At 56.5% G+C, this 14,041-nt stretch carries 9 protein-coding genes; all 9 read left to right on the forward strand.

The window, feature by feature from the left end; genetic code table 11:
• The first annotated feature begins 2 nt into the window (after nt 1-2).
• The 9 genes from rplJ to fusA all read left to right on the forward strand — a co-directional run bounded on the left by rplJ (nt 3) and on the right by fusA (nt 14,011).
• The gene (rplJ, locus tag JAO73_RS05925; RefSeq protein ID WP_190925655.1) at nt 3-551 is read left to right on the forward strand and encodes a 50S ribosomal protein L10; all 549 of its coding nucleotides are present in this window, start codon (nt 3-5) and stop codon (nt 549-551) included.
• A 67-nt stretch (nt 552-618) separates the two neighbouring features.
• Nucleotides 619-999 carry a 50S ribosomal protein L7/L12 gene (gene rplL, locus JAO73_RS05930; RefSeq protein ID WP_196290998.1) on the forward strand — a complete coding sequence of 127 codons (381 nt, stop codon included), beginning with the start codon at nt 619-621 and terminating at the stop codon, nt 997-999.
• 291 nt (nt 1,000-1,290) lie between these two features.
• Nucleotides 1,291-5,136, forward strand: coding sequence for a DNA-directed RNA polymerase subunit beta (gene rpoB, locus JAO73_RS05935; RefSeq protein ID WP_410504962.1), 3,846 nt, complete (start codon nt 1,291-1,293; stop codon nt 5,134-5,136).
• Between the two features lie 391 nt (nt 5,137-5,527).
• Nucleotides 5,528-9,880 carry a DNA-directed RNA polymerase subunit beta' gene (gene rpoC / locus JAO73_RS05940; protein ID WP_198976209.1) on the forward strand — a complete coding sequence of 1,451 codons (4,353 nt, stop codon included), beginning with the start codon at nt 5,528-5,530 and terminating at the stop codon, nt 9,878-9,880.
• A 109-nt stretch (nt 9,881-9,989) separates the two neighbouring features.
• Nucleotides 9,990-10,229: a hypothetical protein gene (locus JAO73_RS05945; RefSeq protein WP_198976210.1), complete on the forward strand. Its 240-nt coding sequence runs from the start codon at nt 9,990-9,992 to the stop codon at nt 10,227-10,229.
• A 38-nt stretch (nt 10,230-10,267) separates the two neighbouring features.
• The gene (locus JAO73_RS05950) at nt 10,268-10,591 is read left to right on the forward strand and encodes a DUF3467 domain-containing protein (RefSeq protein WP_046245258.1); all 324 of its coding nucleotides are present in this window, start codon (nt 10,268-10,270) and stop codon (nt 10,589-10,591) included.
• Nucleotides 10,592-10,774: 183 nt separating this feature from the next.
• Nucleotides 10,775-11,203 (forward strand): 30S ribosomal protein S12, encoded by a 429-nt coding sequence (rpsL, locus tag JAO73_RS05955; RefSeq protein WP_190925666.1) that lies wholly within the window; start codon nt 10,775-10,777, stop codon nt 11,201-11,203.
• A 98-nt stretch (nt 11,204-11,301) separates the two neighbouring features.
• Complete coding sequence (gene rpsG, locus JAO73_RS05960; protein WP_190925668.1) at nt 11,302-11,769, forward strand: 30S ribosomal protein S7; 468 nt, start codon at nt 11,302-11,304, stop codon at nt 11,767-11,769.
• Between the two features lie 103 nt (nt 11,770-11,872).
• On the forward strand, nt 11,873-14,011 hold the full coding sequence (gene fusA / locus JAO73_RS05965; protein WP_190925670.1) for an elongation factor G: 2,139 nt from the start codon (nt 11,873-11,875) through the stop codon (nt 14,009-14,011).
• Nucleotides 14,012-14,041: the final 30 nt, after the last annotated feature.

Genomic DNA, 14,041 nt, shown 5'->3' on the forward strand with positions numbered 1-14,041 from the left:
ACATGACCCGGGAAGAAAAACAAGCCCTCGTGGATGAGTTGAGCGGAAAAATGCAATCGCACAACTCGTTCTACATTGTCGATGCTTCGGTAATGTCGGTAGCGAAAATCAACGACTTCCGTCGCCTGGCGTTCAACCGCGGCCTGGAGTACAAGGTGTACAAAAACACCTTCATCCGGAAAGCCCTCGACACCCTCGGCCACGACACGTCGGAAATGGATGCCGCGCTGAAAGGCCAGTCGGGCGTGCTGTTCTCCACGGAGAGCGGTTCGGCTCCCGCCAAGCTGTTGCGCGACTTCTACAAAGCCCAAGCTTACCCCCGCGGTGTTGAGCCCAAGCCCGTGCTGAAAGGTGCTTACGTGGATGCCAGCATCTACATCGGCTCGAACCAGCTTGAGACCTTGACCACCATCAAAGGCAAGCAGGAACTGCTCGGTGAACTCATCGGTCTGCTCCAATCGCCCGCCAAGAACGTTATCTCCGCTCTGTCGAGCGGTGGCAACAAATTGGCCGGTATTCTCAAAACGCTTTCCGAAAAAGAGGCCGCCTAAGCACCACTTCTCTTTTTCGACTTCAATAACAAATTTTCAACAACACTTTTTTTAACAATCTACAGAAATGGCAGATTTGAAAGCATTCGCTGAGCAGCTCGTAAACCTGACGGTGAAAGAAGTAAACGAATTGGCAGGCATCCTGAAGGACGAGTACGGCATCGAGCCTGCTGCTGCTGCTCCTGTAATGATGCAAGGTGGTGGCGGCGCTGCTGCTGCTGAAGCTCCCGAGGAGAAGACCGCCTTCGACGTAATCCTGAAAGCTGCCGGTGGCCAGAAACTGGCTGTTGTGAAGCTGGTGAAAGACCTGACCGGTCTGGGCCTGAAAGAGGCTAAAGAACTGGTTGACGGTGCTCCCAAGCCGGTGAAAGAAGGCGTAGCCAAAGACGAGGCTGAGTCGCTGAAGAAGCAACTCGAGGAAGCCGGTGCTGAAGTAGAAGTTAAGTAGTTTCTGCTCCTGAAGCATCTCCGGACCCGCTTCAAATAAGGATTAGACCTGGCAACTTAGCCAGGTCTTTTCCTGTTTGTAGCGTGTCAACCGCGCGAGCTACCCGGTTCGCGCTTTTGCTATGTCAGCTAACTTCCTTGTTGCACAGGTGGTTAGGGAGTGCGCTGCACCGCTGATGAGCCGCCACCCCGGCTTCCCACTTTACGCTTCTGTGTCCATCTTATAATCCCCATCGCATTGGCTACACCGAAAGCACAGACGGCCGCCCTCAAGAAAACGGCCGCCGAGCGAATCAATTTCGCCAAGATTAAGAAGGTTATTGAGTACCCGGACTTCTTGGACGTGCAAGTGCGCTCGTTCCAGGAATTCTTTCAGTTGGAAACCGCTGCTGAGCGTCGTTCTAACGAAGGATTGTTCAAAGTGTTCGCCGAGAACTTTCCGATTTCGGACTCGCGCGAAAATTTCGTGCTCAACTTTATCGATTACCACGTCGACCCGCCGAAATATTCGGTCGACGAGTGCATCGACCGTGGTTTGACTTATTCGGTTCCGCTGAAAGCCAAACTGCGTCTGATTTGCAATGATAAGGACAACGAGGACTTCGAAACGATTGAGCAGGAGGTGTTCCTTGGGAACATCCCGTACATGACCGTGAAAGGCTCGTTCGTTATCAACGGCGCCGAGCGTGTTATCGTATCGCAGCTGCACCGCTCGCCGGGCGTGTTCTTCGCCCAGAGCAAGCACACGAACGGCACTAAGCTGTATTCGGCCCGTATTATTCCGTTCAAAGGCTCGTGGATTGAATTTGCCACGGATGTGAACAACGTGATGTATGCGTACATCGACCGGAAGAAGAAATTCCCGGTGACGACGCTGCTTCGCGCCATCGGCTACGGCACCGACAAAGACATTCTCGACCTGTTCGGTTTGTCGGAAGAGGTGAAGGCCGACAAGAAAAACCTCAAGAAAGTGGTGGGCCGCAAGCTGGCTGCCCGGGTGCTGCGCACCTGGACGGAAGACTTCGTGGACGAGGACACCGGCGAAGTGGTATCCATCGACCGCAACGAAGTGTTGCTGGAGCGCGATGCCACGATTGAGGACGCTGACATCGACGTGATTCTGGAGGCCGGCGCCAAGTCGGTCATCCTGCACCGTGAGAACGTGAACATTGCGGACTTCGCAATCATCTACAACACGCTCCAGAAAGACAATTCCAACTCGGAGAAAGAGGCTGTTGAGCAGATTTACCGCCAGCTCCGTAACACGGAGGCTCCTGACGAAGAAACCGCCCGTGACATCATCCAGAAGCTGTTTTTCTCGGATAAGCGCTACGACCTCGGCGAGGTGGGCCGCTACCGGATTAACAAGAAGCTGCAGATTGACATGGCGCAGGAGTCGCGGGTGCTGACCAATGAGGACATCGTTCTCATCGTGAAGTACCTGATTGGCTTGATTAACTCGAAGGCCATTGTCGATGACATTGACCATTTGAGCAACCGTCGTGTGCGCACCGTGGGTGAGCAGCTTTACGCCCAGTTTGGCGTGGGTTTGGCTCGTATGGCGCGTACCATCAAGGAGCGCATGAACGTGCGTGACAACGAGGACTTCAAGCCAGTCGACCTGATTAACGCCCGCACCCTGTCGAGCGTGATTAATTCGTTCTTCGGTACGAACCAGCTGTCGCAGTTCATGGACCAGACCAACCCGCTGGCTGAGGTGACGCACAAGCGTCGCGTATCGGCACTCGGGCCGGGAGGTCTGTCGCGTGAGCGCGCTGGTTTCGAAGTACGTGACGTGCACTACACGCACTACGGTCGTCTTTGCACCATCGAGACTCCTGAAGGCCCGAACATCGGTCTGATTTCGTCGCTGTGCGTGCACGCTCGCGTGAACTCGATGGGCTTCATCGAGACGCCTTACCGTGACGTGAAGTCGGGCAAGGTAGACATGAGCGAGAACGTGAAGTTCCTGACCGCCGAGGAAGAGGACACCCACCACATCGCGCAGGCCAACTCGCTGCTGGACGACAACGGCAAGCTTACGCAAGAGCTGGTGAAAGGCCGTTTCGAAGGTGACTTCCCCGTGGTTAGCCCTGAGGAGTACTCCTACATGGACGTGGCCCCGAACCAGATTGTATCGGTAGCTGCTTCGCTGATTCCGTTCCTGGAGCACGATGACGCCAACCGTGCGCTCATGGGCTCGAACATGCAACGTCAAGCCGTGCCGCTGCTCCGCCCCGAGGCTCCCATCGTGGGTACGGGTCTGGAAGGCCGCATTGCTACTGATTCGCGCGTGCTGGTGGTGTCGGAAGGTGAAGGCGTGATTGACTTCGTAGATGCTAACAAGATTATCGTGAAGTACGACCTCTCCGAGGACGACATCATGGTGAGCTTCGACGCTGAGCGCATTACTTACGACCTCATCAAATTCCGTCGCACCAACCAGGACACCTGCCTCAACCTGACGCCGCTCGTGAAGCGCGGCGAGCGGGTGACCAAAGGCCAGCCCCTGTGCGAAGGCTACGGCACTAATCAAGGCGAACTCGCCTTGGGCCGTAACATGCAGGTGGCATTCATGCCGTGGCAGGGCTACAACTTCGAAGATGCCATCGTCATCTCGGAGCGCGTGGTACGCGACGACATCTTCACCTCGATTCACATTGAGGAGTTTGAGCTGGAAGTGCGCGAGACCAAGCGCGGCGAAGAAGAGTTGACTTCGGAAATTCCGAACGTTAGCGAAGAAGCCGTGCGCAACCTCGACGACAACGGTATCATCCGCCTCGGCGCCGAGGTGAAAGAAGGCGACATTCTGATTGGTAAAATCACGCCGAAAGGTGAGACGGACCCGACTCCGGAAGAGAAGCTGCTCCGCGCCATCTTCGGCGACAAGGCCGGCGATGTGAAGGATGCTTCGCTTAAGGCACCGCCCTCCTTGAACGGTGTGGTAATTGGCACTAAGTTGTTCTCGCGTCCTAAGAAAGACAAAAACCTCCGGGCCAAGTCAAAGAAGGAAGTAGAAGACTTGAAGTCGACCTACGCGCAGGAGTTGCGTGGCGTAAAGGCTGTCATGATTGATAAGCTGGTGCAATTGCTGGAAGGCAAAACGTCGCAGGGCATCAAGCACCGCTTCGGCGAGGAGATGATTGCCAAGGGCGTGAAGTTTAACCGCAAGAACATCACTGAGGGCATGTTCCCTGAGAAGAACCCTTACAAGGACGAGAGCAATTACGCTGTTCCGGAAGAAGTGAACCTGTTCAAGGACCTGATTCTGGAAGGCTGGACGGCTGATGCCCGCGTGAATGGCCTAGTGCTGGAGCTGGTGCGTAACTACGCCAAGCGCCGCAACACCATCACTGCGAAATTCAAGCGTCAGCGCTTCACCTTGGAAGTGGGCGACGAATTGCCCGCCGGTATCGTGCAGTTGGCTAAGGTTTACATCGCCAAAAAGCGCAAGCTGAAGGTGGGTGATAAAATGGCTGGCCGCCACGGTAACAAGGGTGTGGTAGCCCGCATCGTGCGCGATGAGGACATGCCCTTCCTGCCCGACGGCACGCCGATGGACATCGTGCTGAACCCGCTGGGTGTACCAAGCCGCATGAACATCGGTCAGATTTACGAGACCGTACTTGGCTGGGCTGGTTTGAAAATGGGTCGTACTTATTCGACTCCGATTTTCGACGGCGCTACCGAGGACGAAGTTGCTCGCGAACTGACCGAGGCTGGCCTGCCCGACTGGGGCCGTGCTTACCTGCACGATGGTCTGACGGGCGACCGTTTCGACCAGCCGGTAACCGTGGGCGTGATTTACATGCTCAAACTGGGTCACCTGGTTGACGACAAGATGCACGCTCGTTCTATCGGGCCGTACTCGCTCATCACGCAGCAGCCGCTGGGTGGTAAGGCGCAGTTCGGTGGCCAGCGCTTCGGCGAGATGGAGGTGTGGGCACTGGAGGCCTTCGGTGCTTCCAACGTCCTCCAGGAAATCCTGACCGTGAAATCGGACGACGTGGTGGGCCGCGCGAAGGCGTACGAAGCCATTGTAAAAGGCGACGTTCTGCCCAAGCCGAACATCCCCGAGTCGTTCAACGTGTTGCTCCACGAACTCCGTGGTTTGGCACTCGAAATCACGATGGAATAGTGAGAAACGCTGGTTGCGACCGGGACGGAAGTCTCAGCCGCAACCAGCAAGCTTGCTTTCCGGCAGACAAGACGAGCGGCTGATTGAGCCGCTTTGGTAAAAGAAGATGAGAAAACGCTTCGGTGAAAGAGGAGCGGGGGCTGTTCCGAGATATGGTCAGTGCAGCATCAAAACCCCAGCGAATCTTAATTGAAGGCCTTCTTGTCGGTCTGTTCTGCCGGTTAGATTTTAATTTTTCGACCTTGTTAAAGTGCCTTTGCTCAACATACCTATCTGTTTCGCAAAGGCACTTTTCTAAGTGTCAAACTGTTTGAAAAACTTGCGCCCTTCTGGCGAATGGCGAAGATTCAAGCAGCTCAAAGCCAACAGCTACTAGCTTAACCCCAATCAAATGGCTTTCGCAAAAAACAAGAAAGTAGTTCAGGACTTTTCCAAAGTCACTATCTCGCTGGCCTCGCCCGAAGCAATTCTGGAGCGCAGCACCGGCGAAGTGGTGAAGCCTGAAACCATCAACTACCGCACCTACAAGCCCGAAATGGGTGGCTTGTTCTGCGAGCGGATTTTCGGTCCGGTGAAGGACTGGGAATGCCACTGCGGTAAGTACAAGCGCATTCGCTATAAGGGCATCATCTGCGACCGTTGCGGCGTGGAGGTGACCGAGAAAAAGGTGCGCCGTGAGCGCATGGGCCACATCGAATTGGTGGTGCCTGTTGCCCACATCTGGTACTTCAAGTCGCTCCCCAACAAAATCGGCTACCTGCTGGGCCTGCCCACCAAGAAGCTCGACCAGATTATCTATTACGAGCGGTACGTCGTTGTTCAGCCCGGTTCGCTGGCTGAAGAAGGCGTGCAAGTGCTCGACTTCCTCACCGAGGATGAATACCTGGACATCATCGACAAACTCCCCCGGGAGAACCAGATGCTGCCCAACGAGGACCCCAACAAGTTCATCGCCCGTATGGGTGCCGATGCCCTGCACATGCTGCTGGAGCGCATCAACCTTGACGAGTTGAGCTACTCGTTGCGTGACTCTGCTGCCCACGAAACTTCGCAGCAGCGTAAGGCGGAAGCCCTGAAGCGTCTGCGCGTAGTAGAAGCTTTCCGCGACGCCGCCACCCGCATCGAGAACAAGCCCGAGTGGATGGTAATCCGCATGGTGCCGGTGATTCCGCCGGAACTGCGCCCCCTCGTGCCGTTGGACGGTGGCCGTTTCGCCACGTCCGACTTGAACGACCTGTACCGTCGTGTTATCATCCGCAACAACCGCCTCAAGCGTCTGATTGAAATCAAGGCTCCTGAAGTGATTCTGCGGAACGAGAAGCGCATGCTGCAGGAAGCCGTTGACTCGCTGTTCGACAACTCGCGCAAGGTGAACGCCGTGCGCGCCGAAGGCAACCGTGCCCTGAAGTCACTGTCCGATATGCTGAAAGGCAAGCAGGGCCGCTTCCGTCAGAACCTGCTCGGTAAGCGTGTCGACTACTCGGGTCGTTCGGTTATCGTGGTAGGCCCTGAGTTGAAGCTGCACGAGTGCGGTCTGCCCAAAAACATGGCGGCCGAACTTTTCAAGCCGTTCATTATCCGCAAGCTCATCGAGCGCGGCATTGTGAAGACGGTGAAGTCGGCCAAGAAAATTGTGGACCGCAAGGACGCTGTGGTGTGGGACATCCTGGAAAACGTGCTGAAAGGCCACCCAGTGCTCCTCAACCGTGCTCCTACGCTGCACCGCTTGGGTATCCAGGCATTCCAGCCGCGCCTCATCGAGGGCAAGGCTATCCAGCTGCACCCCCTCGTTTGTACGGCTTTCAACGCTGACTTTGACGGTGACCAGATGGCTGTGCACGTGCCCTTGGGCCCGGCCGCTATCCTGGAAGCTTCGATGCTCATGCTGGCGTCGCACAACATCCTGAACCCGGCCAACGGCGCGCCCATCGCGGTACCGTCGCAGGACATGGTTCTGGGCCTGTACTACGTGACCAAAGGCAAGCGCAGCACCGACAATGAGAAAATCGCCGGCGAAGGCCGTGTGTTCTACTCCGATGAGGAAGTAGTCATTGCCATCAACGAAGGCCAGCTCTCGAAGCACGCCTTCATCAAGGTGCGGACGCAAGTACGCGACGAGAACGACGACCTCGTGACGAAAGTCATCGAGACCGTAGCTGGCCGCGTGCTGTTCAACCAACTGGTGCCGACGGAAGTGGGCTTCGTGGATGAACTGCTGACCAAGAAAAAGCTCCAGCAAATCATCTCGCTAGTGTTCAAGCGCACGGGCATGGCTCGCACCGCGCAATTCCTCGATGACATCAAGACCCTGGGCTTCCAGTCGGCTTACAAAGGCGGCCTGAGCATGGGTCTGGGCGACATCAACATTCCGATGGAAAAAGACGTGCTGGTGAAGCAAGCCCAGGCCGACGTGGCCGCGGTGACGCAGAACTACCAGATGGGTCTGATTACCGACAACGAGCGTTACAACCAGGTTATCGACATCTGGACGCGCATCAACAACCAGATTACGGAAACGTTGATGGGCCGTCTGGAGAAGGAAAACCAGGGCTTCAACTCCATCTACATGATGATGCACTCGGGAGCCCGTGGCTCGCGCGAGCAGATTCGTCAGCTGGGCGGGATGCGTGGCCTGATGGCCAAGCCCCAGAAGTCGCTGCAAGGCTCGATTGGCGAGATTATCGAAAACCCGATTCTGTCGAACTTCAAAGAAGGCCTCGATGTAATCGAGTACTTCATCTCGACGCACGGCGCCCGGAAAGGTCTGGCCGACACGGCTCTGAAGACGGCTGACGCCGGCTACCTGACCCGTCGTCTGGTAGACGTGTCGCAGGACGTGATTGTGAACGAGCAGGACTGCGGTACCCTCCGCGGCATCGAGACCTTCGCGTTGAAAGACAACGAGGACATCGTGGAGCCGCTGTCGGAGCGCATCCTCGGCCGCGTGACGGTACACGACATCGTGGACCCGAACACCAGCGAAGTACTGCTGACTTCCGGCTCGGAAATCAAGGAAGACATGACCCGCCGCATCGACCAGGCTGGTATCGAATCGGTGGAAATCCGTTCGGTGCTGACCTGCGAAAGCAAGCGCGGCATCTGCGCCAAGTGCTACGGCCGCAACCTGGCTTCGGGCCGCATGGTGCAGCGTGGCGAGGCCGTGGGTGTTATCGCCGCTCAGTCGATTGGTGAGCCCGGCACGCAGCTGACCCTGCGTACCTTCCACGTAGGTGGTACGGCTTCGAACATCGCCGTTGAATCGAGCATCAAAGCCAAATTCGCCGGTGTGGTTGAGTTCGAAGACGTTCGCACCGTGGCGAGCACCGACGCCGAAGGCCGTAAGGCTGACGTAGTGATGGGCCGCTCGGGCGAAATCCGCATTGTGGAGAAAGGTACCGGCCGCGTCTTCACCACCAACCACGTGCCCTACGGCTCGTTCATGTTGGTGAAAGAAGGCCAGGAAGTGGAGAAAGGCGCCGAGCTGAATACCTGGGACCCTTACAACGCCGTAATTCTGGCCGAGTTCGACGGTACCGTGGTGTTCGACGCCATCACCGAAGGCATTACCTACCGCGAGGAGTCGGACGAACAGACCGGTCACCGCGAGAAGGTAATTATCGAATCGAAGGCCAAGGACCAGAACCCGTCCATCATCGTGCGCCCCGGCAAAAAAGGCGATGTGGAAGGCCAGAAAGGCTACAGCATCCCGGTGGGCTCGCACTTGAACGTGGAAAACGGTGACAAAATCACCGCCGGTCACATTCTGGCCAAGATTCCGCGCTCGGTGGGCAAAACCCGCGACATCACCGGCGGTCTGCCGCGTGTGACCGAACTCTTCGAAGCCCGCAACCCGTCGAACCCGGCCGTGGTGTCGGAAATCGACGGTGTGGTAACCTATGGCTCGGTGAAGCGTGGCAACCGCGAAATCTTCGTGGAGTCGAAAGACGGCGTGAAGAAGAAGTACATGGTGCCGCTGTCGAAGCACATTCTGGTGCAGGACAATGACTTCGTGCGCGCTGGCGCGCCGCTGTCAGATGGCGCCATCACGCCGACCGATATCCTGAACATTCAGGGCCCCGGTGCCGTGCAGGAGTACCTCGTGAACGAGATTCAGGAAGTGTACCGCTTGCAGGGTGTGAAAATCAACGACAAGCACATCGAGGTGGTAGTGCGCCAGATGATGCAGAAAGTGGTGATTCTGGATGCCGGTGACACGTCGTTCCTCGAAAATCAGGTGATTGACAAAATCATCTTCATGGCCGAGAACGACATGATTATTGACATGAAAGTCGTGACCGAAGCCGGTGACTCGACCAACCTGAAGCCCGGCCAGATTGTGACGGCCCGTCGCCTCCGCGACGAGAACAGCAGCCTGAAGCGCCGCGACCTTGCCCTCGTGCAAGTGCGCGATGCCCAGCCCGCCGTTTCGCGCCCCACGCTGCAAGGCATCACGCAGGCGTCGCTGGGTACGGCCTCGTTCATCTCGGCCGCCTCCTTCCAGGAAACGACCAAGGTGCTGAGCGAAGCCGCCATCCGTGGCAAGGCCGACCAGTTGCTGGGCCTGAAGGAGAACGTAATCGTTGGTCACCTCATCCCGGCCGGTACTGGCTTGCGCGAGTACACGCGTCAGGTAGTAGGCTCGAAAGAGGAGATGGAAGCTGCCCAAGCCGCCCAGGCGGCCGAAGCGGCCGTTCCCGCCAAGCGCCCCAGCCGTGCTGGCAAGCGCGAGGTGTCGGCTGAGTAATCTGCCGTAGGTTTGTAATGGAAAAGCCGACTGGGGTATCCCGGTCGGCTTTTTCTATTTTACTTTACGCCAGACCTCATTACGTACTGCCACCTAACACTCCAAATTGATGTCTTGGATTCTTTGGATTGTAATTGGCTTGCTGTTCATCATAGCACTAGTAATGGTGTTGAACAGACAGTCATCTTCTACAAGAAAAAAAGGCGCTTTGGTAGCATTAGTATTGGCTATTGCAGGTCCTCCAATAATTGGTGACGCAATGGGATGGTTTATCCTCCTCATTACTGTTCCAATGCTGATTGGGATTTACACATTGATTTTCTTCCCAAAAAACCAAGCGAGCGAATAGCGGCATCATTATTCGTGCTTTCTTAATAACTCAGAATCATGCAACCAACCGACCAAAACCCAGACCCCAACGCCATCAACATCGAGCTTTCCGAAGCCATGGCCGAAGGCGAATACGCCAACCTCGCCATGATTGCGCACAGCAACAGCGAGTTCGTGATTGACTTCATCCGCATGATGCCCGGCCTGCCTAAGGCCAAGGTAAAGGCGCGCATCGTCGTCACGCCCGAGCACGCCAAGCGCCTCCTGCAAGCCCTCACCGAGAACATCGAGCGGTTTGAAGCCGCTTTCGGCACCATCAAGATGCAGAGCGAAGCCCCCAGCTACCCGATGAACTTCGGCGGCGCAGTAGGGGAGGCCTAAGCTGAACCAATTGCTCTAGCTGCGAAAGCGCCTTCATTTTCCAGTGGAGGCGCTTTTGATTTCGGCCCAAAACCGAGAAGCTAAAAATTAACATCCTCAGTCTGTTTGCTATTGCGGCAGAATACTCTTACCTTTGCAAGCCAAATTTTAGGGGCAAACGGCTCCAAACAAACCATTCGCTAAATGCCAACCATCAATCAGTTAGTACGGAAAGGCCGTGAGGCTTTGACTACCAAGTCGAAGTCGCCCGCCCTTGATTCGTGCCCGCAGCGTCGGGGCGTGTGCACCCGTGTGTACACCACCACGCCTAAGAAGCCGAACTCGGCTATGCGCAAAGTGGCCCGTGTGCGCCTTACCAACGGTAAGGAAGTAAACGCATACATCCCCGGTGAAGGCCACAACCTCCAGGAACACAGCATCGTGCTGATTCGTGGCGGCCGGGTTAAAGACTTGCCAGGCGTACGTTACCACATCATCCGTGGCGCCCTGGACACCGCCGGTGTAAACGGCCGCACGCAGCGCCGCTCGAAGTACGGCGCCAAGCGTCCGAAGCCGGGCCAGCCCGCCGCAACGGGCAAAGGTGGCAAACCAGCACCCGGTAAAAAGAAATAAATGATTTAGTTGTTGGTTGTTAGTTGTCAGTTGTTAGGTCGTTCAATCGGCTGACCAACTGACAACTGACAACAAACAACTGACAACTATACCATATCATGAGAAAGTCAAAACCGAAGAAGCGCGTTCTGCTGCCGGACCCTAAGTATAAGGAGACGCTGGTAACCCGTTTTGTGAACTACATGATGTACGATGGGAAGAAAAACCTGGCGTACACCATCTTCTATGACGCCTGCGACCTCGTGGAGCAGCGCACCAAGGAGAACGGCCTCGAAATGTGGCGCAAAGCGTTGAACAACGTGATGCCCACCGTGGAAGTGAAAAGCCGCCGCGTAGGTGGTGCCACCTTCCAAGTGCCGATTGAAGTGCGTGCCGACCGCCGCATTTCGGTAGGTGCCAAGTGGATGATTCAATACGCTCGTCGTCGTGGTGAGAAGACCATGAAGGACAAGCTGGCCGGCGAAATCATCGCTGCGGCCAAAGGCGAAGGGGCTGCCGTCAAGAAAAAAGACGACACCCACCGCATGGCCGAGGCTAACAAAGCCTTCTCGCACTTCCGCTTCTAATACAAGTGCGAATGACTGAATGGGTGAATGAGTGAATGATTCTAAGCGGAACCATTTACCTCATTCACCCATTCAGCCATTCACTCATTCACTCATTGTAACAATGGCCGTTAACAAAGACCTTCAATACCTCCGCAACATCGGGATTATGGCGCACATCGACGCCGGTAAAACCACGACGTCGGAGCGTATTCTGTACTACACGGGTAAAACCCACAAAATCGGGGAAGTGCACGACGGTGCCGCCACGATGGACTGGATGGAGCAGGAGCAGGAGCGTGGCATCACCATTACTTCGGCTGCTACGACCACCTTCTGGAACTACCCCACCGATGCCAAAGGCAACACGACGGGCGAAACCAAACAGTACAAAATCAACCTGATTGACACCCCCGGCCACGTTGACTTCACGGTAGAAGTAGAACGTTCGCTGCGCGTGCTCGACGGTGCCGTGGCGCTGTTCTGCGCCGTATCGGGCGTGGAGCCCCAGTCGGAAACCGTGTGGCGTCAGGCCGACAAGTACAAAGTGCCCCGCATCTGCTTCGTCAACAAGATGGACCGTGCCGGCGCTGACTTCTTCAAAGCCGTCAACGAAATCAAGGAGAAGCTCGGCGCTAACCCCGTGCCGCTGCAAATCCCGATTGGTGCCGAAGACACCTTCAAAGGCGTAGTTGACCTGCTCACCGGCAAAGCCATTGTGTGGGACGACAAAACCGAAGGCAAGTCGTACGACGAAATCCCCGTGCCCGAGGACTTGGTGGACACCGTGGCCGAATGGCGCGAGAAGCTCGTGGAGAGCGTAGCCGAGTACGACGATACGTTGATGGAGAAGTTCTTCGACGACCCGGACAGCATCACCCGCGAGGAAATGATGACGGTAATCCGCAAAGCGGTTATCGACATGAAGTTCTCGCCCGTGTTGTGCGGCTCGGCCTTCAAGAACAAAGGCGTGCAGACCATGCTGGACGCTGTGATGGCTTACCTGCCTTCGCCCCTCGACATGCCCGCCATCGTGGGCGTGAACCCCGAGACGGAAGAGGAAGTGGAGCGTCACCCCGACAACTCCGAGCCTTTCACCGCGCTGGCGTTTAAAATTGCCACCGACCCCTTCGTGGGCCGTCTGTGCTTCTTCCGCTGCTACAGCGGCGTGCTGGAGTCGGGCTCTTACGTGCTCAACAACCGCACCGGCAAGAAGGAGCGCATCTCGCGTCTCATGCAGATGCACTCCAACAAGCAGAACCCGATTGACAAAATCCAGGCGGGTGACATTGCCGCAGGTGTGGGCTTCAAAGACATCAAGACCGGCGACACGCTGACCGCCGAAGGCCAGCCCCTGGTACTGGAGTCGATGAGCTTCCCCGAGCCGGTAATTGGCTACGCCATCGAGCCGAAGACGCAAGCCGACGTGGACAAAATGGGCATGGCCATCGCCAAGCTCATTGAGGAAGACCCCACCCTGCGTGTGAACACCGACGAGGAAACCGGCCAGACCATCCTGCGTGGTATGGGCGAACTCCACCTTGAAATCATCATCGACCGCATGCGTCGGGAATTCAAGGTTGAAATCAACCAGGGTGCTCCCCAGGTTGCTTACAAGGAGATTCTCACCAAGAAGGTCGACCACCGCGAAACCTACAAAAAGCAAACCGGTGGCCGCGGTAAATTCGGCGACATCGTGTTTGAGCTGGGCCCGAAAGAAACCGAGCCGGAGAAACCCGGCATGGAGTTCGACAACGCCATCGTCGGCGGTGTGATTCCCCGCGAATTCATCCAGCCCATCCAAAAGGGTTTCGAAGAAGCCATGAAGCGTGGTCCGCTGGCTGGCTTCCCGCTCGAAACCATGAAGGTGCGCCTGTACCACGGCTCGTTCCACGACGTTGACTCGGACGCTCTGTCGTTCGAACTCGCCGCTCGCGACGGCTTCCGTGAGGCAGCTCGCAAGGCTGGTCCGAAGTTGCTCGAGCCCATCATGGCCGTAGAAGTGGTGTGCCCCGACGAGTACACGGGTCCCGTAACCGGCGACTTGAACCGTCGTCGTGGTCTGATGAAAGGCATGGACACGAAGGCCGGCGCTCAGGTAATCAAAGCCGACGTGCCGCTGTCCGAATTGTTCGGTTACGTAACCGACCTGCGCACCATCTCTTCGGGGCGTGCTTCGGCTTCGCTCACCTTCTCGCACTACGAGCAGGTGCCCACCAACCTAGCCGATGCCATCGTTGCCAAAGTAAAAGGAGGTAAATAAGCTTTTCTAATTGGGGCAATCGGCCCCTGC

It is taken from the genome of Hymenobacter miniatus, from assembly GCF_016427455.1.
Lineage (GTDB): Bacteria > Bacteroidota > Bacteroidia > Cytophagales > Hymenobacteraceae > Hymenobacter > Hymenobacter armeniacus.

Excerpts from the sequence above, each read along its gene's own strand:
- rplJ (WP_190925655.1), top strand. The coding sequence starts at position 3 with ATGACCCGGGAAGAAAAACAAGCCCTCGTGGATGAGTTGAGCGGAAAA.
- rplL (WP_196290998.1), top strand. The coding sequence starts at position 619 with ATGGCAGATTTGAAAGCATTCGCTGAGCAGCTCGTAAACCTGACGGTG.
- rpoC (WP_198976209.1), top strand. The coding sequence starts at position 5,528 with ATGGCTTTCGCAAAAAACAAGAAAGTAGTTCAGGACTTTTCCAAAGTC.
- JAO73_RS05945 (WP_198976210.1), top strand. The coding sequence starts at position 9,990 with ATGTCTTGGATTCTTTGGATTGTAATTGGCTTGCTGTTCATCATAGCA.
- JAO73_RS05950 (WP_046245258.1), top strand. The coding sequence starts at position 10,268 with ATGCAACCAACCGACCAAAACCCAGACCCCAACGCCATCAACATCGAG.
- rpsL (WP_190925666.1), top strand. The coding sequence starts at position 10,775 with ATGCCAACCATCAATCAGTTAGTACGGAAAGGCCGTGAGGCTTTGACT.
- rpsG (WP_190925668.1), top strand. The coding sequence starts at position 11,302 with ATGAGAAAGTCAAAACCGAAGAAGCGCGTTCTGCTGCCGGACCCTAAG.
- fusA (WP_190925670.1), top strand. The coding sequence starts at position 11,873 with ATGGCCGTTAACAAAGACCTTCAATACCTCCGCAACATCGGGATTATG.